At 33.7% G+C, this 25,777-nt stretch carries 19 protein-coding genes and 6 tRNA genes; 3 read left to right on the forward strand and 22 right to left on the reverse strand.

What is annotated here, in order from left to right:
* The 4 genes from JRC48_RS06200 to JRC48_RS06215 form a co-directional block, all read right to left on the reverse strand.
* Complete coding sequence (locus JRC48_RS06200; protein ID WP_235068766.1) at positions 1 to 1,473, reverse strand: sucrose-6-phosphate hydrolase; 1,473 nt, start codon at positions 1,471 to 1,473, stop codon at positions 1 to 3.
* Positions 1,474 to 1,566: 93 nt separating this feature from the next.
* Positions 1,567 to 3,006 (reverse strand): sucrose-specific PTS transporter subunit IIBC, encoded by a 1,440-nt coding sequence (locus JRC48_RS06205; protein WP_235068767.1) that lies wholly within the window; start codon positions 3,004 to 3,006, stop codon positions 1,567 to 1,569.
* A gap of 885 nt (positions 3,007 to 3,891) precedes the next feature.
* The gene (locus JRC48_RS06210; protein ID WP_235068770.1) at positions 3,892 to 4,887 is read right to left on the reverse strand and encodes a LacI family DNA-binding transcriptional regulator; all 996 of its coding nucleotides are present in this window, start codon (positions 4,885 to 4,887) and stop codon (positions 3,892 to 3,894) included.
* A 318-nt stretch (positions 4,888 to 5,205) separates the two neighbouring features.
* Complete coding sequence (locus JRC48_RS06215; RefSeq protein ID WP_235068772.1) at positions 5,206 to 6,363, reverse strand: YecA family protein; 1,158 nt, start codon at positions 6,361 to 6,363, stop codon at positions 5,206 to 5,208.
* Between the two features lie 489 nt (positions 6,364 to 6,852).
* Between JRC48_RS06215 and JRC48_RS06220 the strand changes: the two genes are divergently transcribed.
* On the forward strand, positions 6,853 to 7,671 hold the full coding sequence (locus tag JRC48_RS06220; protein ID WP_235068774.1) for a site-2 protease family protein: 819 nt from the start codon (positions 6,853 to 6,855) through the stop codon (positions 7,669 to 7,671).
* Between the two features lie 25 nt (positions 7,672 to 7,696).
* On the opposite strand, the gene JRC48_RS06225 is transcribed toward JRC48_RS06220, so the two are convergent.
* The 7 genes from JRC48_RS06225 to JRC48_RS06255 all read right to left on the reverse strand — a co-directional run bounded on the left by JRC48_RS06225 (position 7,697) and on the right by JRC48_RS06255 (position 13,871).
* The gene (locus JRC48_RS06225) at positions 7,697 to 8,200 is read right to left on the reverse strand and encodes a hypothetical protein (protein WP_235068775.1); all 504 of its coding nucleotides are present in this window, start codon (positions 8,198 to 8,200) and stop codon (positions 7,697 to 7,699) included.
* Position 8,201: 1 nt separating this feature from the next.
* Positions 8,202 to 8,645, reverse strand: a complete 444-nt coding sequence (locus tag JRC48_RS06230) for a DUF4430 domain-containing protein (protein ID WP_235068776.1) — start codon at positions 8,643 to 8,645, stop codon at positions 8,202 to 8,204.
* A gap of 822 nt (positions 8,646 to 9,467) precedes the next feature.
* On the reverse strand, positions 9,468 to 10,274 hold the full coding sequence (locus tag JRC48_RS06235) for a hypothetical protein (RefSeq protein ID WP_235068777.1): 807 nt from the start codon (positions 10,272 to 10,274) through the stop codon (positions 9,468 to 9,470).
* A 145-nt stretch (positions 10,275 to 10,419) separates the two neighbouring features.
* On the reverse strand, positions 10,420 to 11,355 hold the full coding sequence (locus tag JRC48_RS06240) for an aldo/keto reductase family oxidoreductase (RefSeq protein WP_235068778.1): 936 nt from the start codon (positions 11,353 to 11,355) through the stop codon (positions 10,420 to 10,422).
* Positions 11,356 to 11,594: 239 nt separating this feature from the next.
* On the reverse strand, positions 11,595 to 12,566 hold the full coding sequence (locus tag JRC48_RS06245) for a 5'-nucleotidase (protein WP_235068779.1): 972 nt from the start codon (positions 12,564 to 12,566) through the stop codon (positions 11,595 to 11,597).
* 189 nt (positions 12,567 to 12,755) lie between these two features.
* The gene (locus JRC48_RS06250; protein WP_235068785.1) at positions 12,756 to 13,457 is read right to left on the reverse strand and encodes a 5'-nucleotidase; all 702 of its coding nucleotides are present in this window, start codon (positions 13,455 to 13,457) and stop codon (positions 12,756 to 12,758) included.
* A 99-nt stretch (positions 13,458 to 13,556) separates the two neighbouring features.
* On the reverse strand, positions 13,557 to 13,871 hold the full coding sequence (locus tag JRC48_RS06255; protein ID WP_235068786.1) for a DUF1540 domain-containing protein: 315 nt from the start codon (positions 13,869 to 13,871) through the stop codon (positions 13,557 to 13,559).
* A 273-nt stretch (positions 13,872 to 14,144) separates the two neighbouring features.
* Between JRC48_RS06255 and JRC48_RS06260 the strand changes: the two genes are divergently transcribed.
* A complete protein-coding gene (locus JRC48_RS06260; RefSeq protein WP_235068787.1) occupies positions 14,145 to 15,509 on the forward strand; it encodes a sodium-dependent transporter in 1,365 nt (454 codons plus the stop codon).
* Positions 15,510 to 15,647: 138 nt separating this feature from the next.
* Positions 15,648 to 15,788 carry a hypothetical protein gene (locus tag JRC48_RS06265; protein WP_235068788.1) on the forward strand — a complete coding sequence of 47 codons (141 nt, stop codon included), beginning with the start codon at positions 15,648 to 15,650 and terminating at the stop codon, positions 15,786 to 15,788.
* A 93-nt stretch (positions 15,789 to 15,881) separates the two neighbouring features.
* Here JRC48_RS06265 and JRC48_RS06270 read toward each other — a convergent pair whose 3' ends face one another.
* The 11 genes from JRC48_RS06270 to JRC48_RS06320 all read right to left on the reverse strand — a co-directional run bounded on the left by JRC48_RS06270 (position 15,882) and on the right by JRC48_RS06320 (position 25,697).
* On the reverse strand, positions 15,882 to 16,937 hold the full coding sequence (locus tag JRC48_RS06270; RefSeq protein ID WP_235068789.1) for a patatin-like phospholipase family protein: 1,056 nt from the start codon (positions 16,935 to 16,937) through the stop codon (positions 15,882 to 15,884).
* A 324-nt stretch (positions 16,938 to 17,261) separates the two neighbouring features.
* Positions 17,262 to 18,452 (reverse strand): transposase, encoded by a 1,191-nt coding sequence (locus JRC48_RS06275; protein WP_235068792.1) that lies wholly within the window; start codon positions 18,450 to 18,452, stop codon positions 17,262 to 17,264.
* A gap of 226 nt (positions 18,453 to 18,678) precedes the next feature.
* A tRNA-Leu gene (locus tag JRC48_RS06280) sits at positions 18,679 to 18,762 on the reverse strand.
* Between the two features lie 62 nt (positions 18,763 to 18,824).
* Positions 18,825 to 18,900, reverse strand: a tRNA-Lys gene (locus JRC48_RS06285).
* Positions 18,901 to 18,905: 5 nt separating this feature from the next.
* Positions 18,906 to 18,980 (reverse strand) — tRNA-Gln (locus tag JRC48_RS06290).
* 10 nt (positions 18,981 to 18,990) lie between these two features.
* A tRNA-Val gene (locus JRC48_RS06295) sits at positions 18,991 to 19,066 on the reverse strand.
* Positions 19,067 to 19,072: 6 nt separating this feature from the next.
* Positions 19,073 to 19,148: transfer RNA gene (locus JRC48_RS06300), tRNA-Thr, on the reverse strand.
* Between the two features lie 130 nt (positions 19,149 to 19,278).
* Positions 19,279 to 19,355, reverse strand: a tRNA-Glu gene (locus JRC48_RS06305).
* 115 nt (positions 19,356 to 19,470) lie between these two features.
* Positions 19,471 to 23,871, reverse strand: coding sequence for an AAA domain-containing protein (locus JRC48_RS06310; RefSeq protein WP_235068796.1), 4,401 nt, complete (start codon positions 23,869 to 23,871; stop codon positions 19,471 to 19,473).
* Positions 23,872 to 23,970: 99 nt separating this feature from the next.
* Positions 23,971 to 24,279, reverse strand: a complete 309-nt coding sequence (locus JRC48_RS06315) for a hypothetical protein (protein ID WP_235068797.1) — start codon at positions 24,277 to 24,279, stop codon at positions 23,971 to 23,973.
* An 83-nt stretch (positions 24,280 to 24,362) separates the two neighbouring features.
* Positions 24,363 to 25,697 (reverse strand): CoA-disulfide reductase, encoded by a 1,335-nt coding sequence (locus JRC48_RS06320; protein WP_235068798.1) that lies wholly within the window; start codon positions 25,695 to 25,697, stop codon positions 24,363 to 24,365.
* Positions 25,698 to 25,777: the final 80 nt, after the last annotated feature.

A 25,777-nucleotide genomic window follows, 5' to 3' on the forward strand; every position in this document is an offset into this window, starting at 1 on the left:
TTACTTGTTTAATTCCCAAATTGTTGTTTCTAAGTTTGCTATTCCATCAACAAAGAATTCAATACCTGTACTCTCTTCTTTAGTAAAGATTCGTGTTGAAAAAACTTCTTCTCCTTCATTGACAAAAATCTCAATCGATGATGTATCAACAAAAATTTGTAGTGTTAACTTATTTGAATCAAAGTCACATTTACGTTGTACCCCATATTCATCTCCACATGTACGACCTGATTTTGAGCGATCTAAAACAAGCTTTTTATTACGTAAGTCGTAGTAGAATAACGTTTCTTCATCTTGACTTGTACGCAGCTTTACCCCAACTAATTGTGCGTCTAATGACGTAAAATTAGCCATTAATTCATAAACCGTTCCCTCAAAACCAATAAACGATTTACTTTCATTTTGAAGTTGGGTATTAACCTCTACACGATTACCACGTAATTGCTGTAGTTCCTTTACAGGTTTTTGTAATAACTTATTTCCAACAACCTGTAATTCGCGAGGTAACGTTAAACAGTGAGCCCACCCATTTTCATCACTCACACAGTCGATACCAGGAAGTCCAAACCATCCAACTAAAATGTGTCTTCCTTGAGGGTCAACCATTGTTTGTGGCGCATAAAATTCAAATCCACGATCTAACTCTGTAAATTCACCATGGTTAAATACGGCCTCTTTCCAATCAATTTCTTCTCCGATTAAATATCCTGATTGAAAAATATTTTGATATTTATCTCCATCTGGTTCCATCCCTTGAGGTGATATAATCATAACACCTTTCCCATTTTGTGTAAAGTAGTCAGGACATTCCCACATAAATCCATTTCCTTTAAACGTTGTCTTTACTTCTCCTTTATAATTCCAGTTTAATAAGTCTTTTGATTCATAATAGACAACCGTACCTTGATTATTATCCATCTCCGCTCCAACTAAGCAATAGAATGTATCATCTACTTTAAAAACTTTTGGATCTCTAAAGTGTTCTGTTACATTGTCTGGAGCAGCTTTAATAACAGGTTCTGGATATTTATAAATTTCTCCTTTTTTATCCATTACCGCTAGACATTGAGTAGGATAACGTACCCAATCTTCATCGCGTGAATTTCCTGTATACATTAAATATAGTTTTTCATCATGTTCAATCGCTGTTCCTGAAAAAACACCATGACTATCAAAAGATTGATCAGGTTCTAAAGCAATCCCACAATCTTTCCAATGAATCAAATCAGTTGATGTGGTATGATACCAATACTTCACACCATGAACAGGTCCTAATGGGAACCATTGATAAAATAGATGATACTCTCCATTAAAATAACTAAACCCATTTGGATCATTTAATAACCCTGTCACTGGTTGATTATGATAAGTTTGTCGATACGGACATTCGCTCACTTGTCTCTTTAATGCCTCATATTCTTCTTTCGATACATCTTCAATTCGACGATAACGCTGTTCTCTTGTCCACTCCATATTTTTTGCACTCCTTTTTAAAAAGTAATCGTTTTATTTTCTTCTAACTAGCAGAAACTGCTTTAATCCCCAAGGAGATTAAAGCAGTCTTAATTAGATATTTTGTTTTTTATTAAAAACTTTCCCTAAAATAATTGTTGCAATAAATCCAATGACAAATGCAATTAATAGTGTAACCATATATTGAAGCATTGATTCAGGGCGAATAACAATGACTCCTGGTAATCCCGCAGGTCCTGGAGAAACTGATAAGACTTGCATAAATGTACAATAAGCTGACGCAACAGCTGAACCAACTAGCGCTCCAATAAAAGGATATCTAAACTTTAAGTTAACACCGAATACTGCTGGTTCTGTAATTCCAAGTAAAGCAGATACTCCCGCTGCAGAAGCTAAGCTCTTCATTTTCGCATTTTTCTTCATTAAATACATCACTGCTAAAGCTGCGGCCCCTTGTGCGACATTTGAAGCTGCAACAACAGCAAATGTTGGTGATCCTCCCAATGTTCCAATGTTAGCTAAAATTTGTGTCTCAGCCGTTACTAAAGAATGATGCATTCCTGTAATTACTAATAATGGATAGGCAACACCATAAATTGCTCCACCAACTGGTCCTAAACTAAAGAATAACCACATAACTGCTTCTGTTAATCCATCTCCCACCACTCGCATTGCTGGTCCAATGATAATAAATGTTAAAGCAGCAGTAACTAAAACTGAAACTAATGGCGTAATAATATTATCAAACATCGCTGGGACGATTTTACGTGAACGTTGTTCAATTTTAGCTAAAACAAATGATGAAACAATAACAGGTAATACTGTTCCCTGATATCCTACTTTTGCGATTTCATATCCGAAAATGCTCCATGCTGGCACAGTTCCATCTAATAAGGCTTGTCCATAACTATATCCATTTAATAAATCTGGATGAATCATGATGGCCCCAATAACCGCTCCAAGTACTGGCGTTCCACCAAAGATCTTAGTTGCAGAAAATCCGATTAAAACGGGTAGGAATGTAAAGGCAGCATTTGAGAATAGATTGATCATATCTGCTAAATCAGCCATTTGAGGATATGCCTGAATTAAAGATTTTCCTTCAATAAATAATCCCTCTGCTGTTAAAACATTATTTAATCCCATTAATAATCCGGCAGCTACTAAAGCTGGTAAAATAGGAACAAAGACATCGGCTAATGACTTTAGCACACGTTGAAATACATTTAGTTTTGCACCTGCCGCCTCTTTTAACTCTTCTTTACTAACTTCTTGAATATTTGCCACTTGTACAAATTCTCGATAAACTTGATCAACAATTCCCGTTCCTAATATGATTTGAAATTGTCCACCATTATTGAATGTTCCTTTAACTAGATTCATCGACTCAATTTGTTCAATGTCAATTTTTTTGTCATCTTTTACAACGATACGCAAACGTGTGGCACAACTTGCGACACTAATGACATTTTCTTCTCCACCTATGAATGCAAGAATTTGCTTTGCTGCTTCTTGGTATTGATGATTCGCCATGCTAATTCCTCCTTACTAATTCCTCCTTATATTTTAAAAATGAAACGTTTCATTTTCATCTCTAAAAAAAAGACCATTTAACTATCCCTAAAAATGAAACGTTTCATTTTTACATTAATATAATAATATATTTTTTTGTAACCGTCAACATTTTTTCACCGTTTTCATAAAATGTTTTATTTTTTCAAAACATTATCCTTTAATAAAATCTATAATTTAAATAAAATTTCTTCAAAGAATTGTTTTATTTCCCTAATAGTAAAGAAGAATTCTCAGTGAAACTGTCAGAGAACCCCTAAATGATAGAATACATTTAAGCTAATTACTTGTCTCTTTTTATCAAATAAAAAACAGCCTTCCATTAATGAGGCCACTGAAAAAGGAGCTTATTATTTTTAAAATAATAGGCTCCTTTTTCTTATTCCCTATAATATCCATTTTTTGTTTGATGACGTCACTGCTATTATGTTTTCTTGTTCCATGTATGGCAAGTTCTCTTCAATTGAATAGGCTGCATCAGCTAAGACTTCGTTCACTTCAATCACCGTAATGATACGCTCCTCAGTGATGGCAATATGTGATTTATATCCAGCAAACGCCTCAGTTTTAGATTTATAAACTATTTTAGCTTCTGGATCTGAGACAGAGAGAATAGCTTGGTAGGTTTCATTGATTAAGCGTAAAGGCTGATGTTAGGGAAAAATTTTATCGTATAAGGAATGTTCTTGAGAAAGATTTAATGATACTTGTTCAAAGTCTTTCATCATGATGAACCTCTAAAGATGTCATCAGTAAAAAAATGATATCCTTAATGATAAAAAACACTGAAACCATTCATGTTTCAGTGTTTTCTTTTTTTGTGAGGTGTTTTCAGTGGACCCTTCATTAATTAGCTGTTTTTTTTATTTTAGTTGTTTTACCTTGAATAAATTTTACAGGTAAAATCATTTCTGGTGAAACGACTTGTCCATCAATTAAGGCAATAATTCCTTTGACACTTTCTTTTGCGATTTTTTCGATGGGTTGACGAATCGTTGATATTTCAATTTGGTCATTTAAGGAGGTTTTAACACCATCAAAGCCTATGACTTGGACTTCTTCTGGAATACGGATATTAAACCGTTCTAAAAAATGAATGATTTGAAGCGCATAAGTATCCGTAACAGCAAATATTCCATCAATTTCTCGTTTCTCGATGACTTTTTCACGTAAAAATTGTTCCATTTTCTGATTGAAATTATCACTCTTTCCAGTTAAATCAAAAATTTCATAATTCTTTTGATTTTTTTCACAATAATTAATAAAACCTTTACGACGATTACGTGTCGTATTTTCTTTCTTAGAACCCCCACCAATAAAACAAAGCGATTGGCATCCTGCTTGATCTAATCCCTGAGCTGCTAACTCCCCACCTAAGAAATTATCACTACTTACATATGGAACTTGATCATTAAAAAAGCGATCTATACTAATAATCGGAAGATTAGATGAAACATAGGCTTCAATATCACTATAAGTAATCGCAATAATACCATCTACTTGATTTTGTTTAGCCATTGTAATATAGGCTAGCTCCGTTAGATAATCACCTTCAGAGTTACACAAAATCATCTTATACTGCTGTTGTCTTAAACATTTTTCAATATTATATGCTAATTCACCAAAAAAAGGATGCCATACTGTTGGTAAAATAAGAGCTACTGTCTGTGTGCGATTAACCTTTAAACCACGAGCATATACATTCGGTTGATAGTTTAATTCTTTAATCGCTAACTCAACCGCCTGTTTTGTTTTTGGCTTTACTTCAATATTATTGATCACTTTTGAAACGGTCCCTACTGATACCCCTGCTCGTTTAGCCACCTCTTTGATTGTTGACACCTTCAATCACACCTTTATTTCTAATTATACTTTATTATGATTAGTAACCGCTACATTTCTTCTAACAATTAAAAATCAGATAAAATCTAACTTTATTTTATCATGAAATCTTATTTATATAAGTGACAATAACCTTCACATTAAAAAGCATTTGACACTTTCCGTCTCACAAAATCAACTTATTATATTTTTAATGATTAAAATTAATTTTCTCTATTAAATAACACCTTTTGAATATTATTTTAATTTCTTATTTTACTTCTCAAATAAATCCCAATAAAAAAACGATAAGCAAAAGGCATTATCGTTTTTTTAAAATTAGCGTCCGCAACATTTTTTATATTTTTTACCACTTTCACATGGACATGGTTCATTGCGTCCAATTTTTGTCGATTTCATCGGATTAATCATTGGCACAATCACTTGATTCGCTTGAGCGTCATTTGATGCTTCAACTTCTTGATCCATCTGACGGAATCCTTTGTTTTCCCATGTACGTGCATGGTTGAATGCATCCATTAATAATACCATTAAGGCTTGTCCGATATTATATGATTCAATCTCAATTCCACGGCTTTCAAGTGCCATAAACGCTAATTTAGCTTGATATTTATAAGTAAAAGCGACACCCATTTCATGTGCAATTTCACGAGCCATCTTTTGATCTTCACAAATGTTTTCTGAAATAAATTTATAAACCTGTTCTAACTGAGGCGTCCATTCTCCTTGATCAATTCCATATTGCATCACCTCTTCTTTAGTTGGCATGTAATATGGTTTATCTTGATGCATTTCATATAACATAACAGCTTCCATTTCAGAATCAATTAATAATACATCACTTACAAATAATGGACCAAATGATTGAACATCACCTTTAAACGTTAACTTACAGAATAAAACATTTAAAGCCTCTTCTGGCGTTAACTCAGGTGCTTCATATTGATTAAATACAGAAACTAATTGGTTAAACTCACAAACTCCATATAGATTAACTAATGCTTTCATGTATAAGTAAATTAAATCTGTACGAACTTTAGCTTCCTCTAATGAGGCGTGATCAATCGTCGCATAAACATCTTTTACAATTTGTGGCATAACGTAAACCACTTCTTTACCATTCATGACGGGTAAAACATATCCTAAACTAAATAAAACCTGAACACAGTTACTCATCACTGCATCAACTGAAACATATGGTTCGTTCACTAACATGACGAAATCACTCATCATGACTTCATCTAATCCACAAAGAATATATTCTAAACGTGCTGCATCAGATAATGTCGTTTTAATGCGTTCAATAAGCCCACCTTTAGCTAATGATGAACAACCTTTTAATCCATGTGTATCAACAATCGCTTTTAATTCTGGCTTTTTTAACTTATTTAAAATTGTTTCAAAACTTTCATCATAATTACATTTAATCGCATTAGCAATCATTGATTCTTTTATAATCTCATTTATATTTTGCATCAGTAATCCCACCTTACAAAAGAAAAGTCAACTCGAAATTTATACTTTATCATATAATTCTTCAAATTGCAAAAGAAACTAACATTCAAAGCTCCTATTTCGACACATATTTTGTTGAATTTGATCATAAATTATCGTTTTTCAGTCTCAAAATATGTAGAAAAAACATCGATTTTAGCTTATAAATTCTCCATTAAAAATGCAAACTATTCGTATTATACAAAAAAAAAGGAGTGAAATAAATGGCTTTATTATATTTTTTTCATGTGTTATATCTATTCATGCACTATTGGGAGTTATTTTTGCCGAATTTTTCAAATTTATTTTAAATCAGCTAGGATTTTATCTCCAGTATGTTCTAATAACTGACCCTTTGATTTTGTTCTGACTACATTTTCTCTTTCCGTTTCATTTGATACGAATGATATTTTCAACTCACACTGCATATAGTGTATAAATATTATGACTATCAAACGAAAGGGGGATACAATGGCGATCTTTTGGTATATTTTTATTTCTTATATTAGTATTTTTATTCATGAACTAGGTCATTACTGGTCAGCTTATTTTTTCGGAATTAAAGCAACCGATGTCATCACAGGAATGGGGTTTAAACTCTTTTCTTTTTCAACTAAACATACCACTTTTACGTTTAACATGATTCCTGGTGGTGGCATGACGATTTATTCATCAAACGAGGAGTTAAACCTTTCAACATTTCAGCAGTTTATTATTTTAGGTTCTGGTGTCTCTTTTAACTACTTAACGGCTGTCATTGCAACAACACTCTATTTTCAAACGTCACTAGTCAAGGGCTTCTTCGCCTTTAATCAAATGATTGTTAGTTTTATCTATACGTTGTTTAACTTATTTTCATTTAATGATTTGATCGCTCCTCAAGTTGGATTAACAGACTCTATCGAGTGGGTAGCGGGACAATTCACAACAATAAAATTTATTTTATTTATTTTTATCTTTATGAATTTACTGCTCTTTTTATTTAATCTTCTTCCTGTTCCTTTTTTTGATGGAGGTCAGATGCTTTCATTATTAATCGATCCAATCCTTTACAAGATCGGAATAAAGGAGAATTTATTAAATAAATTCAAAGAACGCATCAATCAACTAGTAGGTATTCTTTTGATTGTTTTAGTATCTATTCCAATTATAAATGAAGTTTTCAACTACTTTCAAACGACGCGTATTGCTTCAAAACCCATGATTCGATGGATGTTAATCATTTTAGGTGCTATTCTAATTAAGCGTCTTCTTACTTCGATTCTGCATCACTTTAAACTTAATAAATAAAGGTCTGACCCATTAATGCATGGTGTCAGACCTTTGTTTTTATACACTTTTGAATAATAGCTGCAAGTGGCTGATATAAAAATAACGTGGCTAAAAATGTACTTAATCCATTGCCAAGAGATACTTGAAATCCTAGTAATAACCGTATCCAAAGAGCTTTCCAAGTCATTCCACTTAGCATAATGAATGGTAAATCAATGAGTGTCCCACATAAAAATGCCAATATAAATCCTAGTATAGCCAGACTATACTCAGATTTTAAATTTTTACCTATTACATCATAAATCCATGTATAGGTTGGGAAAACTAACACATACATGATCGTCCATAACTGAAGACCATACACAAGAATTAATAAAATACAAAATAATAAAACGGCTAAAAACGACTGTTTTTTAGGAAGGTTAACACCATATAACAAGACCGTAAAATTAAACAGTTCAACATACATCATCCATGAACCACAACTATAAATGATAAATAAAAGTGTCGCTAATAGCGACACTCTTGTCATTTCTTTAATCCTCATTTTACCAACCTGTTTCTGTTGTGTAGCTAAATACAACACGATCGCCATCATGAATCATTAAACTATCAACTCCAGGCGCTTGTCCAATTGGCATTTGTAAATCTTGTGAAGGTGATTCATAGCTATACATCCACCAAGGACCCGCTGCTCCATTATCTTTAGCACTTAATCCTAAAAATCCAGTAATATATAACCCATATTCTGATTCCGAAGCTTCAAGTTGTAATTCGTCTTGATACTCGACTAACACCTCACCTAATGACTCGGCATCTGTTTTTAGCTCTTTATTTTGTAATAATGTTTCGTTTGTTTCATCATTCACGATTGTGATCGTAATCGTTTTGTCACCTGCTTGTTTGCTCATTGGTGAGATGATAAATCCAACAACGGCTACTAACATAACCGCAACCAATGCGATGATCCCTTTTTTCATATTTATTTTCACCCTAAACGCCCCCTTTAATATGACTCTTTTTTCCTATCTCATAGATAGCATTTACTTCAACAGAGAAAGCAAATAATAAATTAGTAATTAATGACTATTGACAGAACCCCAACATCCTATTGTTCTAAGAGATATAAATTTCTAACAATCCGCTTGCCTTAACCTCTTGCTAAATGATACCAAGATAAAATCAATTGAACCGATCTTTATTTCTCTCTTTTAGGTCATGAAGTAAGATTAAATCTTTAGACAAGCCCCTCTTCACTAATTGCAAAATTCCCTCGAATTGATCGATTGATACGTAACCTATCTCCTCTTTTACAGATGTCTCTAACAAACAACTCATTCTAAGAGTAGATGATAATTGATCCGTTAATACTTCGTAATCGACCAAGCGAATTTTCCCATTTAAAAAGGATAAGCACTCAAATCCCAATTTTGACTCGTTATTTTAGCACTCCTTAATTTTTATGCCTAACTTATTAAATTATTCCCCGTTGTTTTATCAATCGGTTTTATTATAACTAAATCTCATTAGGCTGACAACTAGATAACTTGGAAACATCTTTCACATTTTAAAAATAAATGTTAGTACCTAAAAAGGAATAGCTCATCACTTACGTTTTCGCAATTAATGAAAACAGAGTGATATTTTTATTTAACCACGTATGAATTACATTAAAATAGCTAATAATAAAAATGGTACACTTTCATATCTTCTAACCATGTTTTAATAACGATGGACCTATCTTTAAAAAACTTGTAAAAAAACACTGATTTTTCAGTGTTTTTTTGTTAGCTTCAGTTTTATTATTAAAGAATCTACTCCTTATTAATGAAGTATTTTTTTAATCGGACATCATAAATCACACGAACGAGCTCATTTTTTTGCTGATAGGTATATGAGATTCGCTTAAATTCATAGTCTTTCCATTCTGAATATTTTAAAGAGTAAACCGTTAGTAAAGAACTTTCGCTCTCACTCTTAATTTCTAACGGATGAAATAATGTGAATGTTTCTTTGTCTTTATCTTCAAATTCATAGCTAATACTTTTCAAATCATAAGTTGAATTATTTTTTAAATAAGTTTGAAAAACAACACTTTCTTCTTGTTTTACTAAGTTAGGATCTATAAATTCAATGTCTTCTACTTTAATTAAGGGTGTTTGCTCCCCAATTACTTCCTGTTCTTTATAGGTGTAAAAGTCTCGTCCGACATCATAGGTAATAATCATCTCTTGTAAATTTTCATCTAGTGTCTTAATCATAAATCGCGTTAGCTCTAAATCATCTATCTCTAAACTACTCGGTCCAACACACTTAATCCAACTGCTTATATCATTTGGTTTGAGTGTATCTTCCGTGACAATCGTTGTATGTTGTCCATTCTCGAGTTGTACCTCGATTGTTACCCCTTTAATAATATAAGATGAATTATTTTTTATCTTTGTCTTATAGATCGCAAAGTCACTATCTTCTTGATATTCAATGGTCGGTTCGACAAACTCAATTTCATCAATTTCAAGATAGCGTTTATTGACTTGTCCTTCTTCAGTCTCCATTTGACATCCACATAAGCCAAAGAAAATAGCAATCCACAATAACACCATGACTTTCTTTTGATTCATGTTCACTCAATCCTTTTTCTTTTTTAATGTTAACATGAGCGAATTAAAGCACTTTTATACTTCATTTAGCCTAAACAAAAAAGCAAGCGTTATGTACGCTTGCTTTTTACAACAATTTTCGTCCTGGTAATGAATTATAAAGATGCTACCATTGTTCACGGGTTAATTTGACTTGATTAGCTTCACAAGCTGCATGTAAACGTGATGGAGTTGTTGTGCCTACAATTGGTTGAATTTTAGCCGGATGTCTTAGTAACCAAGCAACGATAATTGCCTCTTGGCTGACTCCATATTCATTAGCATATAAGGAAATAAGCTTTGCCATTTCTTTATATTCAGGTAAAACATCTTCTTTAGTTAAAGCTCCCCCAACTAACGGTGACCAAGCTTGCAGCGTGATCTCATGACGACGACAGTACTCTAAGGTCCCATGACTTCTATGATCGATTGAATTCATTAAACTATTCACATTCATTCCTTCATCAATAAGATTAGCATGAACTAACGACAATTCCATCTGATTCGTTATTAAAGGCTGATCAAGATAAGATTGTAAAAAATCGATTTGAGACGCGTTATGATTACTTACCCCAAAGTGTCGAACTTTTCCCTGTTGTTGTAACTCTGAAAAAGCTCTAGCGACTTCTTCTGGCTCAACTAAAGCGTCTGGGCGATGCAATAATAAACTATCTAAGTAATCGACGTTTAAACGCTTTAAAATGCCATCAACCGATTGAATAATATACTCATAACTAAAGTCATAGTGAGGTGCTGATCCTTCTCTTAAATCATTGCTTAAACGAATTCCACATTTAGATTGTAAATAAATGGATTCGCGTTTGACTAAGTTAGTTTCCCATATTTTCGAAAATACAGTCTCAGCCTTCCCACGTTTATAAATATCGGCATGATCAAAGAAGTTAATCCCTTCTTCTAAGGCAGCTTCAATTGCCTTTAACCCCTTTATCTCATCCTCCTTAGTAATAGGGATACTTGCATCCCAACTTCCACCTAGTCCCATGCATCCTAGTGCAATTTGAGAGACATTAAGATTACTTTTTCCTAATTTAATCTGTTTCATCATAAACTCCCCTTCATCCAAAGCTTACCTTTATTATATAAAAAGATTTCTCTTTTTTCATTAAACAATTTAATGATACGAAATGAAAAAAGGTTTAAACCCTTAACAGATTTCAACCTTTTTTATGCCCATCTATCAAAATAGTCAGATATTTTTCATATACGAAAAATTTTCTAGCTTATAAAAATTGTCACTACTGATATAAGTGATAATTAAATTATTTTTTACTTTTTATAGTCTTACTCTCCTTGATATTCCTCATGATGTTCTTCTGTCGATGAGTGTTCATGTTCAACTTCTTGATGTTGTTGAAGTTGATTCAACATCGAGTCCGATTTGTATGGAACACGTCCGGATGGTATCAATTGTGAGGCTGGACCTACATGATAATCTTGATCATCAAAAAAAATATGAGCATTAAACGCCTTCAAGACTTTATCCTTGGCTACACCACCGAGGAAAAACATCTCGTCTACTTTGCATCCCCATTCTCTTAATGTCAAAATCACTCGTTTATGTGCCGGAGAATTTCTCGCTGTCACAATTGCAATCTTCACTAAAGTATCATCTTTTTCTTTGATCTTAGATAATGTTTTTAATAACTTTGCAAAGGGACCTTCATTCATGGCATTTTCTGCATTGGCATTTTCATTTTCATAAAATGCCTCTAATCCTTTTTGTTTATAGATAAGTTCCGACTCGTCTGAAAAAACAACGGCATCGGCGTCAAAAGCGATACGAATTTCTTTTTGATTTGGATGATACTCACGAGGTGCATCGTATACTAAAGCTGCTGCAACTCCTTGATCAATCGCATCTTGAACCTCTTTTTCATTACGTGATAAAAACAAATCGATATTAAACGCATCAAGATAAGGATGCTTCGCCTCTCCCCCAGTAAATGCTGCTCGTACAATTGTTAATCCGTACTCTGCAATACTATTAAAAACACGTAAACCTGTTTCAGGACTATTACTAGATAAAATAATCACCTCTACGATCGGTTCTTCAAATTTTTCATTTAAACTTAATAACGCTTCAACTAATGGAAAGGCTGTTCCCTTAGGCAAGATAGTATTTTCATGCTCGATTTGATGTTTAGTATAAGCATCTATGCCTTCCTGTTCAAAGATTTGATTTTCACGCTCTAAATCAAATAAAGCACGACTTGAAATTGCAACGACTAATTTATCACTTAAATCATATGCCATTTAGATCACCTCTTACAATCCAATCCCATAATACATGTGGATAACTTTTTCTATGTTCATTATATCTATTTATTGTATATTTATCAATTATTAACCATTATTTATAATCATCTTTCACTTATTAATTTAAGAGAATAACTGGTTTAATCTCAATCATTAATAAACTAAAAAAGAATGATTGTATCAGCTTTAAAACTCAATATTTAAAAGACATTCTGAATGAGGTAGCGGAGATAGTGGTTCATCATTATTTCCTTCAAAATAAAGATTAACATCATATAGCTCTAGTAAATCGTCTCCTCTTCCCGATGCAATAAAACAAATGGCATTAACCTTGCACTGGGCACTTTGAAAAAACTCCTTAATCCATCGATCAACACTGTATAATCGGGTTGTCATTAACTCCACCGAAAGAAATTGCTTATCTTGTTGTTGTAAATAGCCTAAAAAAGGAACCCACTTCCCTAATCCGTTATATGTGATCTCGTCTAAAAAGAGACGATGATCAAAAACAATCGTTAGTGGAGATGTGGATGCCTTAACTGAAACATATGCAGATAAAATTCCGCTTGATCGCGCTTCGCGTATGGTGTCCTGATGAACAGATAAATAAACATCAACTTCTAATGCCTTTAAATAAGGGAGAATTGTTCCCCCACCAGTAAAAATAACTTGGCTAAAACTTAATCCATAACTAGATAAACTTTCAAAGACAAGTGAGGAAATAGATGGATCTGCCGTTGAAAACAAAATAAGTTCGACGACGTCAGAATTTAACTTCGTCATCTGTTCGATTAATGAAAACAAAACACCTTTAACGTAAAGCGATTCATTTACTTCTTCCGTGTGAAAGATTACTTCTAAATCTATCCCGATATTGAGCGTCTCCATCTCATTCTCTCCCCTAACATCTGTATGACAATATATGAAACGAACATTTTGAATAGAACAAAGGACATAAAAAAAGCTTCCTTAGCGGAAGCTTTTTTCTTAATCTTGTTTGAATGTATCACAGCTTGCAGTCACACGATTAATTTGAACATCATCAGCATGACATTTTAAATTTTCATTATATTTACAACGGCAAGCACTACATTTAATGTTACTAACGTCTGCTTTTTTATGCGTTGCATTAAACTCAGTCGCAAACTCAGCATCTTCTCTAATTCCTTCGTCCGCAAAGCTTTTACATAATGTTTCGTCAGTCGTTAAGGCATGAATCCCACGAACACTTACAACACCAGCATAACAATTTCCGTTATTATCATTATGTACACAATTATGTGTTCCGCATTTAATTGACATATTGAACTCTCCTTTATTATAACTTAATCACTAATCTCTTCTATTTTTTCCACTTTGTATGATTACTATTCTCTTTTTAAGTTGAAATAAATAATTTTAATTTCTTTCACTTTCCAAATAAAAAAGGACATGTTACAATATACTCACTTTTATACGTTAAGCCTAAATGTAGAATTTTGTAGGTAGGTGGGTTTAGCAAAATATAAAAGAAAATATAGTAGACGTATTTAACAACGGGTTAAATACACGGTAGATTAGTAGGAGGAATTGAATATGAGTCAAAAAGCAACGACAACTAAGCGTGATGGTTTTAGTTCACGTTTTGGTATCATTGCGGCTGCAGCAGGTTCAGCCGTCGGTTTAGGTAACATTTGGAAGTTTCCTTATATTGTCGGGGAAAACGGAGGATCAGCCTTTATTTTTATTTATTTGATTTCCATTTTAGCTATCGGCGTTCCTGTTTTATTAGCCGAATTTATTATTGGACGTCGAGGACAAGCTAATGCAGTTCGCTCGTTTAAAAAAATTGCACCAAACAGTAAATGGTCAGCCATTGGATGGATGGGAATTGTGGCTGCATTTATGATTTTAGGATTTTATACCGTGATTGCAGGATATACGATTCACTATTTCATTTTAACCATCACCAATTCCTTTGCTGGTATGAATTCAGCAGATATTTCGCAAACATTTAATACCTTTGCAACAGGCACAACATTACCGATTATTTATACTATTATCTTTATCTTTTTAACACTGGTTGTTTTATTTGGTGGTGTTAAAGATGGGATTGAAAAATACAGTAAAATTTTAATGCCTGGTTTAGTCGGAATCATTCTTTTATTAGTTATTCGTGCCGTCACATTACCTGGTGCGAGCGCAGGAATTGAATTTTTATTCAAACCAGATTTCAGTGCATTGTCGATGGATGCCGTTTTAGATGCACTTGGACATGCGTTCTTCTCTTTAAGTGTTGGGATGGGAACGATGTTAACTTATGGTTCTTACATTAGTAAAAAAGAGAATCTAACGTCTACAGCATTATCCATTGCCGCAGCAGATACATTAATTGCTTTATTAGCTGGATTAGCTATTTTCCCAGCCGTATTTGCCTTTGGCATTGATCCAACATCAGGTCCTGGATTAGTCTTTATTACATTACCAAACGTCTTTTTACAAATGAGTGGCGGAACATTTTTTGGAGCCTTATTTTTCTTCTTATTATTTATTGCTGCTTTAACATCAGTTGTTTCTATTTTTGAAGTTATTATTGCCTACATCACAGAAGAATTAAATGTAGGCCGTCATAAAGCGATGGCTTTAATTACATTAGCTGCCATTGTCATTTCATCATTTTGTTCATTATCACAAACACCAAACTCATCATTAATTTTTAATGGACATACTTTATTTGACTGGATGGACTTATTATCAGCTAACGTTTTACTTCCGATTGGTGGGTTATTAATTATGCTTTTTGTTGCCTTCATTATGAAGCCATCTGATTTAGAAGATGAGTTACAACAAGGAGCAAAATCAATTAAAGGAACAATGGCTTATCTAACTGTCACAAAGTTTGTGGCACCTGTCGCTATTGCTATTGTTTTCTTAACGGGAATTCAAGCATTATTTAATTAAATATCACTTTAAAAACTGTTTCTTTTAGAAGCAGTTTTTTATTTAATTACAAATAACTGACACCCTCAGTTCGACATATTTTGAGTTTTTTTCGCCTATACTAATGATGAAGTAACTGTGACGAGGAGGTCAATAACGATGCATGCTAATCAATTAATTCATCTTTTAAAATCTAGAAATACGGATCATTTTTATCAAAAATGGATGAAACAGATAGTATTAGTATTGTCCTCCTATACTAAAAAAATACGTGAATTAATTTTATTTGAAGAAGAATAAAAGAGAAAGCTATTCGCTTTCTCTTTTAATTTAAATCATTTATTTTAATGATGGTATTTTTTTAGATTTACCAATAATTTACACAACCATTAATTAATCTAATCGATAAAACTCATTAGATTGTCGTCCCATTTGACTAACATATAATTTTCGAACAAAGTCATTAATTTCCTCTGAATATTTTTCAATCATCTGATCACCGACAGACTCTAATGCGAGCACATTTTTTTTTGATGCATCATCCATTTTAAAGCTCACATCATACTGGCTTAAATTAGGTTCAAGTCTTAAATACTGATCTTTAGCGTGATGATACTTATATAACACATTTAATTGATGGTCAACGGTTTGAGAACTGGCTGAACCATAAATATCAATAACTGGAATAACCCAACCGATTTTTCCCCATTTACTTGATGAAGCATAGGGATATGTTTTTCCATTCGATCCGGTTCCAAGAGATAAAATCATAATATCAGTAGCAGCAGGTTGAGATGGGAACTTACATGCTTCTATATAGGCACATAAAGCTGGATTATTAGCAAACATTCCACCATCAATTAAAGAGTAGCTCCTTTTTTCAATCTCGTCATTTATTTTAGCAATGGGAAAGTACGTAGGCGCAGCTGTTGATGCACGTACGACTTCTTTAACTAAATAGTTTTTATTTTCATGACGATACGCATTCATTTGATTAAAAAAAATAGCTTTCCCGCTTTCAACATCGTAAGCCGGGAATAAGCAAGGTTTTAGTAAGTCCGCTAATCGAAGATCGCCAAAATAATCATCAAGCATGTCTTCAAGTTTATCAGCTTTATATAGAGGATTTCCTAACCCCAAATAATCAATCGTTTGCGTTTTCCACGAACGCTTAAAGATATCCGATCCATAATTCAAATATAAATCTAATATTTCCTGAGCACTGTACTTCACTTTTGTTTCCCCTTTTTCGCGAGGACAAAGATACAATGCAGATAATACACTCCCTGTACTTGTTCCGGCAATTAAATCAAAATAATCACTAATTCTAGTTTCAGGATTTTGACTATATCGCTGCAAAAGCTCTTCAATCCTAGCAATAATTTTTGCAGGAATAATCCCTCTTATCCCTCCACCATCAATCGATAAGATTCTAATTTTTCTTTTCATCTTATCACCCCCTGATTCGATCGACTACTATTACTATATGATAAAAAAAGAATTAATCATCTATCCTTTTACCCCATCTGTCTAAATAAAAAATATTTCATATTTCCAATAAATCCGAATGAATCGAAAAATAAAAAGATGTTTGACATTAAACATCTTTTTAATTTCATCTACTAATAAATCTTAATAGGGGCCGCTAATTTTAAGTGATTTTGGACTATAATGTTTTTATTCCGTTGATTTATCATATCCATCAGAATAAAGACAAACTATTAACGTGCAGTTTTTAAGAAAAATTTTCCATGTGGTGAAAATACACTGATTCTATGCAATTTTCAATTCTTCAAAAATGGTATTTAACCCTACTCCGGTTTGCGCTTTGATGTAAATGAACTTAACTAATTCCTGTTTTTGTTTTCGTTGGCATTCGCGTAAACTCTCGCCAATACAATCCCCTGTCTTAGTTACACGCTTTAGATACAGGTAAACGAATTGAATCATTAACATCAAACGTTTAATCCCTTTTAATGTTCGAACTTGGTAACGAGCCAATCCAAAGTTTTGTTTCGTTTCACGAAAGAATATTTCAATGGGCCAACGTTTCGTGTAGTGCTTAAGAATTTGTTTAGCAGACAATTTTAAATCATGACTCATAAAACAACGTAAGGCTTTTTCTTCAAGTGGAGCCTTTTGTGGCCAACTCAAAATGATTTTGACGACATGGCCACCTCTCACTCGACCCTCATATGTATAAGTATAATAGGTCTCTGATCCAACTGTGACTAAGTCGAGATCTTTGAGGGATAAGGTGTTCGCAAATGATTTAAGTTGAATCCCTTTCGGACGATAGCCTTTCGGAAGAATGATTCGATTGGTTTTGATTCCTCCTAAGTAATAAAAGCCTAATTGATTAGCGATTTGGAATAAGGTTTCACAAGTATACCAACTATCAGCTAGGATGTATCCTTTATGAGGCGGTTTAGGTAAAGTGGTGAGAATCTCCTTAACGAGTTCAATTTTACTCTGTTTATCTTTCTCATACGGAATGATTTGATACGGTAAGGTGACGTCATCACATTGAAGCATCAGGGTAACAAATTGATGGCCATAGACGTATTGATGATGAAGATGAGAGTAGTGCCAACCACATCCTTGAATAGGATAAGTCGCCTGTGACGAGGGCTTAGTTTTAACACATGTTGTATCATCTACTAATACGTAAATAGGTTTTCCTGTTTGATGTGAACGATTGTAAATGCAAGATAGAAGATAGGATTGAATTTGATTAGAAATCATCTCATCATCCCAGGAACTATCATTTAAAAATCGTCCAAAAGTTGTCCGATGACAATGCTTAACGGCAGAGATTTTGCCCGTATAAGTTTCACTAATCATCAAATTTAGGAAATGGTTAAGATGCTTAAACTGTGGTTTCGATAGAAATAAGTCTAAGTCTAGCCCTTTTAAAAATTTGAAAATTGAATGAGAATCTGATATAATACCTTCCATGAACATTAACTCAATTCCCCCTTGTTAATTGGTTGTGCGAGACTTAATTATACAAGGATTTGAGTTAATGTTTTTTCTTTTTGCATTGGTATTTTATAACTGGAAATTAATTGGAAGTAGTTTTGCACATTAATAGGACAAAATAACTATAACTGAATTCTTTAATCAACCTAAAACTATTTTTGAGAATAACAAAAAAACATCCCTCTGAGGATGTTTTCATGATATTAAGTGGTGCGGGTGACAGGAGTTGAACCTGCACACCAAAGGTACTAGAGCCTAAATCTAGCGCGTCTGCCAATTCCGCCACACCCGCATTTCCATTACTTTTTCATTATACCATTTTTAGCAAGAAAATCAAGCTATAAAATAAAAAAATGGTGTCCTGCAGAGGACTCGAACCTCTGACCCTCTGATTAAAAGTCAGATGCTCTACCAACTGAGCTAGCAGGACATCATTGGCTGGGCTAGCTGGATTCGAACCAGCGCATGACGGAGTCAAAGTCCGTTGCCTTACCGCTTGGCTATAGCCCATGATTTTATATGGTGGAGGATGACGGGCTCGAACCGCCGACCCTCTGCTTGTAAGGCAGATGCTCTCCCAGCTGAGCTAATCCTCCACTTGATGGTGCCGGAAGCAGGACTTGAACCCGCAACCTACTGATTACAAGTCAGTTGCTCTACCAATTGAGCTATTCCGGCTTTTTTTATATTGTCTAGCAACACTCGCATCACACTTATAAAGTATAATAACAATTCATAACCTTTAGTTATATTATTGTTCTTTTAACTTTCAACGTGTGATAAACGCTCGTTTTTGCTTTTCTTTTAATGGTGACCCGTACGGGATTCGAACCCGTGTATGCATGCGTGAAAGGCATGTGTGTTAAACCGCTTCACCAACGGGCCTTTTTAACACTTGTACTTGGTACACATATATAATATCATCCGTGTCGAAAAGTGTCAACAACTTTTTTAAATTTTTTATTAAAAAAAGAAATCTATCTTAAGATAGACTTCTTTTTTATTTGATCCCTAACTCTTCAAGTTTGTTTAAAATAGGTTTTAAAGCAGCTTCTTGATTACGATAAAAGACACTTCCACGAATATGAATAAACGTCCATCCTGCTCGTTCTAATACTCGTTGACGGTCTATATCTTGTTCAATTCGTTCAACGCCATAAAACGTATCTCCATCACATTCAATAGCTAATCGTTGACTCTCTCCTTCAACGACTAAATCGATTTGATACTTTCCAATTGAAACTTTCGACTTCACTGTGTACCCATGAGCCTCAATGGCGTTCATAACATCACGCTCAAATAGTGTCTCACACTCAGAGCTTACTAAATGATACATTGGCTTCGGATGTTGACAATACGCCAACAACTCATAGCGTAAATCTTCAGGTGAGAGATCACTTAACTTGACTGAATGATACAGACGCATTTGACATTTTGCTCGGCTCGCCGCCACGTTAAATCGTTGCGTATACATCTTCTTGTTAAGCGCGTTATAACGCATATTAGGAGCAACGACTAATGATAAGAACATAATATCTCGCTCGTCTCCTTGGAATGAATAAGCGTCTCCACAAATGATTTGACGCTCAACCATGACCTTCTCACCAATCATCTCTAGTAAAAGCTTTTGAATCAGTTTTGCTTGATCAATTCCTAGCAATGAAATAACACCGATGGTCTTATCTTTGTACGCGTTATCGTTAATGCAAGACTTAATATCCTCAGCAATCTTTTTAGCTTCATTTAAATTCGTTTTCTTCTCATTACGTGAACCGTCCTCAACATAGATGGCCATAACAGCTGGATTAAATTGTTCAGATAACATCGGTAATCTGAGTGGAATCATCTCATTATGATAAGATAAATGATTCGAAAAACCGATAATTTCTGGTACACAACGAAAATGTTCTTTCAACATTAACTTGCCTTTACTTGAAAAAACTCGACAAGCGATATCATATAGTGACGTTTGAAAATCATATGAATTTCCACTTTCAATATTATATAAATATCGATTCATTAAATCTTTTACAGCTACATCGGAGATTCCAGGCATCATCGGACTGATCTGCTGATCATCTCCTACAACGACGACCTTCTTACCACGCATTAGAATTGGAAGGCTAAGCACATTACATTGACTACTTTCATCAATAATGACCACATCAAATAAATCTGGATTCACTTTGAAATTTTCAATGGCTTCTTTCACCGGCATAATCCAAACTGGAATAGCACTTTGACATTTTTCCATCTCAACTCGTGCTTCACGTCTAAACTTTTGAACGTGTCGCCCTGTTCCTTTACCGATGCGCCCCATCTTTTGCATCCATGTTTGTAATGCTCGATCTTCCTCTGGAGTCACACGATCTAATTGATTTTTCCATGTCATTTTAAAAATTAATTGCTTAATTAACGATACTTCTTCTTTTTCAAGCATCTTTAATTTCAGTTCTAAATCATCATTTTTCCATTCTTCTAACTCATCTAAAAACGTGACAAGCTTTGCATAGTCAAATAGTTCACTAAAACTTCCTGGAATAGGTTCATTTATCCCAATTCCATTCATGATCTCATTCGCAAATAGTGGCATAGCGATTTTTAAATCATGTAAAAGGGCATAGAAGTTCTGATACTGTTCTTTAATTTGAGCTAAAGATTGAACCTTACCTAAAATTTCGATAAATAATTCTAGATTTCGATTAACTAATGCATCATATAACTCTTGTCCAATTGAATGCATCTGTTCACCGATCAATAGTGGCTTGTATTTACTTAAAAGCACTTGGTAAACATCATGCCAACTTTTTTGTCTCATTTTATTTTGTGTTAATTCAATCGAATAAGATAAGGCCTTTAGGTCATCTAAATTTTCATATCCAATTTCTTTGTATTCTGGAACGATTGGCAATAAGAATTCATTTAACTTTATAATTTGCTCTGCACATTCTAATATTAAACTGAACTGCTTCATTTTTTGATTATGAGCAAATAGCACTTGTTCTTCACTCACCTCAATGAAGTCTCCTCCGTTAACTGCCATATTCTTATTCCAAATCTTTGCGAACTTAGCTAATAAGTCAATTTTTTGTCGTTGACATTCAATACGATTTAAATCGTCCAATGTCTCAATTTTACGTCCATTAATACGTGTGTTCTCATAAAAAGCTCGTATATCTGCATTAAAAGTTAGATATAATCCACCAATATTTTTTCCAGCCTGAAGACGTTCTCTTAAAGAGGTCATCATATTTTCATATTTAGGATGATTGTAGTAATCACATTCTACAATATCATTAATAATCGTTACTTCACATTCATTCACTTTTATAATGATATCTTGTAAACGATTAAAGATCGTTTCCCAGATGAGAGAACGCTCTTCATTTAATAAACACTCTTCTAAAATTCTTTGCTCAAGCGGATCGTTCAGTTTTTCAAGTTTTTGTCGTAGTGGAATTAAAAGTTGACTCAGTTCATCGATAAATACACGATTTTCTTCAAACTCATACAGTTTAGGCATTAGCCTAAGTTCATGAATTCGTTTAGCATAACATTCTTCTTCACTGAGTAATTTACGATACTCCTCAGTACTCATTATACGACTTAAAGCTGGGAGCTTTAAATGAATTAAATCTTTATACTGAACAGGAAGCGTTCCTTTTAACTCCCATAGCGTCACAAATTGATCTTCTGAAAGTGGGGACGCCATCTCCATTGCGACCTTATCTTTAATCCATCCTAAATGCTCTGACTGTTCTTTAACCAGTTGAGCCATCTCATAAGGTTGACAAACTTTATCTTTCCAAACTTGTCCTTTTGAATCTAACTCTTTAAATCGAATAATATTGTTTTTAGTAATCGCCATTTGACGACGAATCATATCGAGTTGACGACTTAACACCTGAATTTCCTTTTCAAGTAGTTTTGTATCGTAAGTAGCTAATCCTTCAGAAATCATACGAATGGATTGTTCTATTTGAGTTAATGACTGACGATCGCCTCCTAAAAATGAGACGCATAATGACTGAATTTCTTCTGGTAATTTATCGATTAAGACGCGTAGCGCCTTATCTTTTTCACTCGTTACTAATATTCGCTTTCCATGCGCTAATAAATGTGCAATTAAGTTGACAATCGTGTGACTTTTTCCGGTTCCAGGAGGGCCTTGTACCGTTACTGCAATATTATTTGCTAGACGTCTTGCAATATCCTTTTGCTCCTCATTCGCAGGTAATGGAAATAAGAGATTTTCTCCAATTCCTCTCCAATCTTTAAGCTCTTCCTCTGATTGTCTTAACCCATCCACTTCAATAATTGCTTGTACGGTTTTTGGAATTTGTCCTCCAGCTTCAAGATAATCAATAGTCGTCTGTAAATCTTCTTTAAGCAACTGCTCTGATCGTTGTCTGATAAAAATGACACTCTGTTGTTTGATTATCGGAAACTTACTTACAGGCTCCACTTCATCCGCCTTTAAATACTGACCGTTAGGATGCATGTAATGAATAAATTGTCGTAAAATTCCTTCCGACTCCTCTAAGATAAACGCATTAATCATTGATCCTGACATCGATTCCTTTAACTGCATAATTTCTTGTTGATTTGAAAACTCTACACCTGATAAGACCTCTAAATCTAACTGATAGCCTTTACTTGTTGGTAATAGCTTAGCTACCCCTCTTTCAGCATCAAAATCTAATTCTAATTTTATTAATAAGATTGGATGATGAATCGGATGTTTTATCTGATAAGTCAGCATCCCGATTCCCATCATAATTTCAAGAGATTTCTCTTCTGATTTAATCGTTTGCCTTAACTGAAAGAAATAATCATACAACTTTTGAACTTGGCGTTTATGTTTTTGAATTTTTGCCCATTCTTGCCACTGCTCAATCCACTCTTCATATGTTTTTAAATAGGTTTGCACCTCATGTGGAATATTACTCATTTTCTCTAATGCTTCACTAACTGTCATATCCACTTGATGATGCTTCATTAAAAATCGCTCCCATGGAGCTAACCCAATTTTATTGTTTGGTTCTTGATCTATCTTTTTTTGAAGGGTTTGTAAAGACCGAAGCAGAATTTGTTCAAGTTCTATAGCTGAACAAATTTGACTTCCATCTTTCGTATAGTCAAATTGAAGTAATTCAAAAATTCTTCCCAATGATTGATCAAATATAGGGTAATCGTTTTTGAATGTTTGTTGATGAACTTCAAGATAAGCATTCTCATCTAATCCGCTTCCCCCTAAAAAACATCCATCTCCCGATGGTAAATCCTCTAGCATCCAGTATTTTTCATACTTTTTCAACTCTCGAATAGGTTGACTCGTTAAATGGCGGAGTGCTAATAAATATTCAAATAACTGCTTTACTTTTTGATTCAAACTTTCCACTCCTTAACTCTCACTTTTCTTCATTATATCACGAAAAATAACAAACTTCTCGTTATTATGTGTCTACATATTCCGACAAAATAAAAAAAGGATCTATCACTAAATCCTTTCTTTAACGATTTCACTTGTTTGAAAAAAAGAGTCTACCATACTTATATTGTCACTGGAATTTAAAATACAAACACTTCCAACATAAACAATAACTAAAAAGGAAAAAACTAAAAAAAGAAACATTAATTGACTGAAACCACGTTGTTGTCTTTTCGTTCTCTTAACTGATACATCGATAAATTCATCATCTACGTAATCAATCACGACACCAGCTTCATCTAGATCTTCCTTTTTAAATTCTTCATAAACTAGGGCATCATTATAAGTAATAATAGGAGTCATATCATTTTCTTTCATAATAATCCCTCCTTCTACTATAGTATAGTAACTCGCACCACTTTCGTGACAAAAAGGACGTTCAAAAGAACGTCCCTTTAAAATTATTTGGCAACACTACCTGCAATATTTAAAACATCCCAAGTTCTTGCAAATGGTGGAGCATAACATAAATCTAACATCGCTAATTGATCAGTTGTTAATCCAGCAAAAATAGCCGTAGCTAATACATTGACACGTTGAACAGCATCTTTACGGCCAACAATTTGACCTCCTAAAATAACTTTTGTTTTCGCATGATAAATTAATTTGACATTAATTTTTGATTGTCCTGGATAATAAGACGTTTGATTCATGTCTGTGATAAAAATAGTCTTATAATCAATTCCTAAATTAATCGCCTCTTGTTCTGATAAACCAGTACGCCCTGCTTCTAAATCCATTACTTTTAAACAAGCTGAGGCTAATGCGCCATTAAAGGTTTGGTGAGCACCCGCTAAGTTTTCTCCAATAATACGTCCCATTTTATTCGCAACAGTTGCTAAAGGAATATACGCTGGATCATTCTTTAATAGATGATTAATTGTAGCACAGTCTCCAGCTGCATAAATATCATCAATTGAAGTGCGACCTTCATGATCAATAATAATGGCGCCATTTCGTAGCATTTCAATTCCTGTTTCTTTTAAGAAATTAGTATTTGGACGAACCCCCGCCGTAATGACAACAACATCCACGTCAAATGTTTCATCTTTTGTTTTAATTTGTGTCACTGCTTCATCTCCAACTAACTCAGTGACTGTTTTTGATAAGTGTAAATGAACATCATGTGCACGTAACTCTTCTTCTAATAAATCAGTTATTTCCTTATCAAAAGTGTCTACTAAAACACGATCATTTAATTGGAAAACATGAACTTCTTTTCCGTATTGCTTCGCCGCTTCTACTACTTCTAACCCAATAAAACCGGCTCCAACAATAGCTACACGTTTTAGATTTTCATCTGCCATTGCCTGTTTTAAAACCTCTCCGTCTTCCATACTTTTTAATGTGTAAACATGATTGAGATCAACATTTTTAATAGGTGGGATAATTGCACTTGCCCCTGTAGCAATCATTAATTTATCATATGTATCTGTAAATGTTTCTTGAGTTAATAAATTTTTAACAGTAATCGTCTTGTTTGTTGAATCTACGTTTAGAACTTCATGTTCAATATGAACCGTAATTCCTGATGCATTAAACTGTTCTACCGTTCTAGCAATCATCTTTTGAGAATCTTCAAAGAAATTTCCAACAAAATAAGGTAAGCCACATGCCCCAAATGAAACATGTTTTGACTTTTCATATACTGTAATTTGTGCTTCTTTATTAGCACGTCTTAATTTTGCAGCTGCACTCATTCCTGCAGCAACACCACCTATAATAATAACCTTCATAGTTTTCCTCCTTAGATAATAACAAACGCATTATGGGTCTCATTATATTCATATGAATTTTTACCAAAAAAAAACACCCC

It is taken from the genome of Turicibacter sp. TJ11 (assembly GCF_021497505.1).
Taxonomy (GTDB): Bacteria; Bacillota_I; Bacilli_A; order MOL361; family Turicibacteraceae; genus Turicibacter.

Bases quoted from the DNA above. Each gene is read 5' to 3' on its own strand.
- JRC48_RS06200 (WP_235068766.1), bottom strand. From the start codon at position 1,473: ATGGAGTGGACAAGAGAACAGCGTTATCGTCGAATTGAAGATGTATCG.
- JRC48_RS06205 (WP_235068767.1), bottom strand. From the start codon at position 3,006: ATGGCGAATCATCAATACCAAGAAGCAGCAAAGCAAATTCTTGCATTC.
- JRC48_RS06215 (WP_235068772.1), bottom strand. From the start codon at position 6,363: ATGCAAAATATAAATGAGATTATAAAAGAATCAATGATTGCTAATGCG.
- JRC48_RS06220 (WP_235068774.1), top strand. From the start codon at position 6,853: ATGGCGATCTTTTGGTATATTTTTATTTCTTATATTAGTATTTTTATT.
- JRC48_RS06225 (WP_235068775.1), bottom strand. From the start codon at position 8,200: ATGAGGATTAAAGAAATGACAAGAGTGTCGCTATTAGCGACACTTTTA.
- JRC48_RS06235 (WP_235068777.1), bottom strand. From the start codon at position 10,274: ATGAATCAAAAGAAAGTCATGGTGTTATTGTGGATTGCTATTTTCTTT.
- JRC48_RS06240 (WP_235068778.1), bottom strand. From the start codon at position 11,355: ATGAAACAGATTAAATTAGGAAAAAGTAATCTTAATGTCTCTCAAATT.
- JRC48_RS06245 (WP_235068779.1), bottom strand. From the start codon at position 12,566: ATGGCATATGATTTAAGTGATAAATTAGTCGTTGCAATTTCAAGTCGT.
- JRC48_RS06250 (WP_235068785.1), bottom strand. From the start codon at position 13,457: ATGGAGACGCTCAATATCGGGATAGATTTAGAAGTAATCTTTCACACG.
- JRC48_RS06255 (WP_235068786.1), bottom strand. From the start codon at position 13,871: ATGTCAATTAAATGCGGAACACATAATTGTGTACATAATGATAATAAC.
- JRC48_RS06260 (WP_235068787.1), top strand. From the start codon at position 14,145: ATGAGTCAAAAAGCAACGACAACTAAGCGTGATGGTTTTAGTTCACGT.
- JRC48_RS06265 (WP_235068788.1), top strand. From the start codon at position 15,648: ATGCATGCTAATCAATTAATTCATCTTTTAAAATCTAGAAATACGGAT.
- JRC48_RS06270 (WP_235068789.1), bottom strand. From the start codon at position 16,937: ATGAAAAGAAAAATTAGAATCTTATCGATTGATGGTGGAGGGATAAGA.
- JRC48_RS06275 (WP_235068792.1), bottom strand. From the start codon at position 18,452: ATGTTCATGGAAGGTATTATATCAGATTCTCATTCAATTTTCAAATTT.
- JRC48_RS06315 (WP_235068797.1), bottom strand. From the start codon at position 24,279: ATGAAAGAAAATGATATGACTCCTATTATTACTTATAATGATGCCCTA.
- JRC48_RS06320 (WP_235068798.1), bottom strand. From the start codon at position 25,697: ATGAAGGTTATTATTATAGGTGGTGTTGCTGCAGGAATGAGTGCAGCT.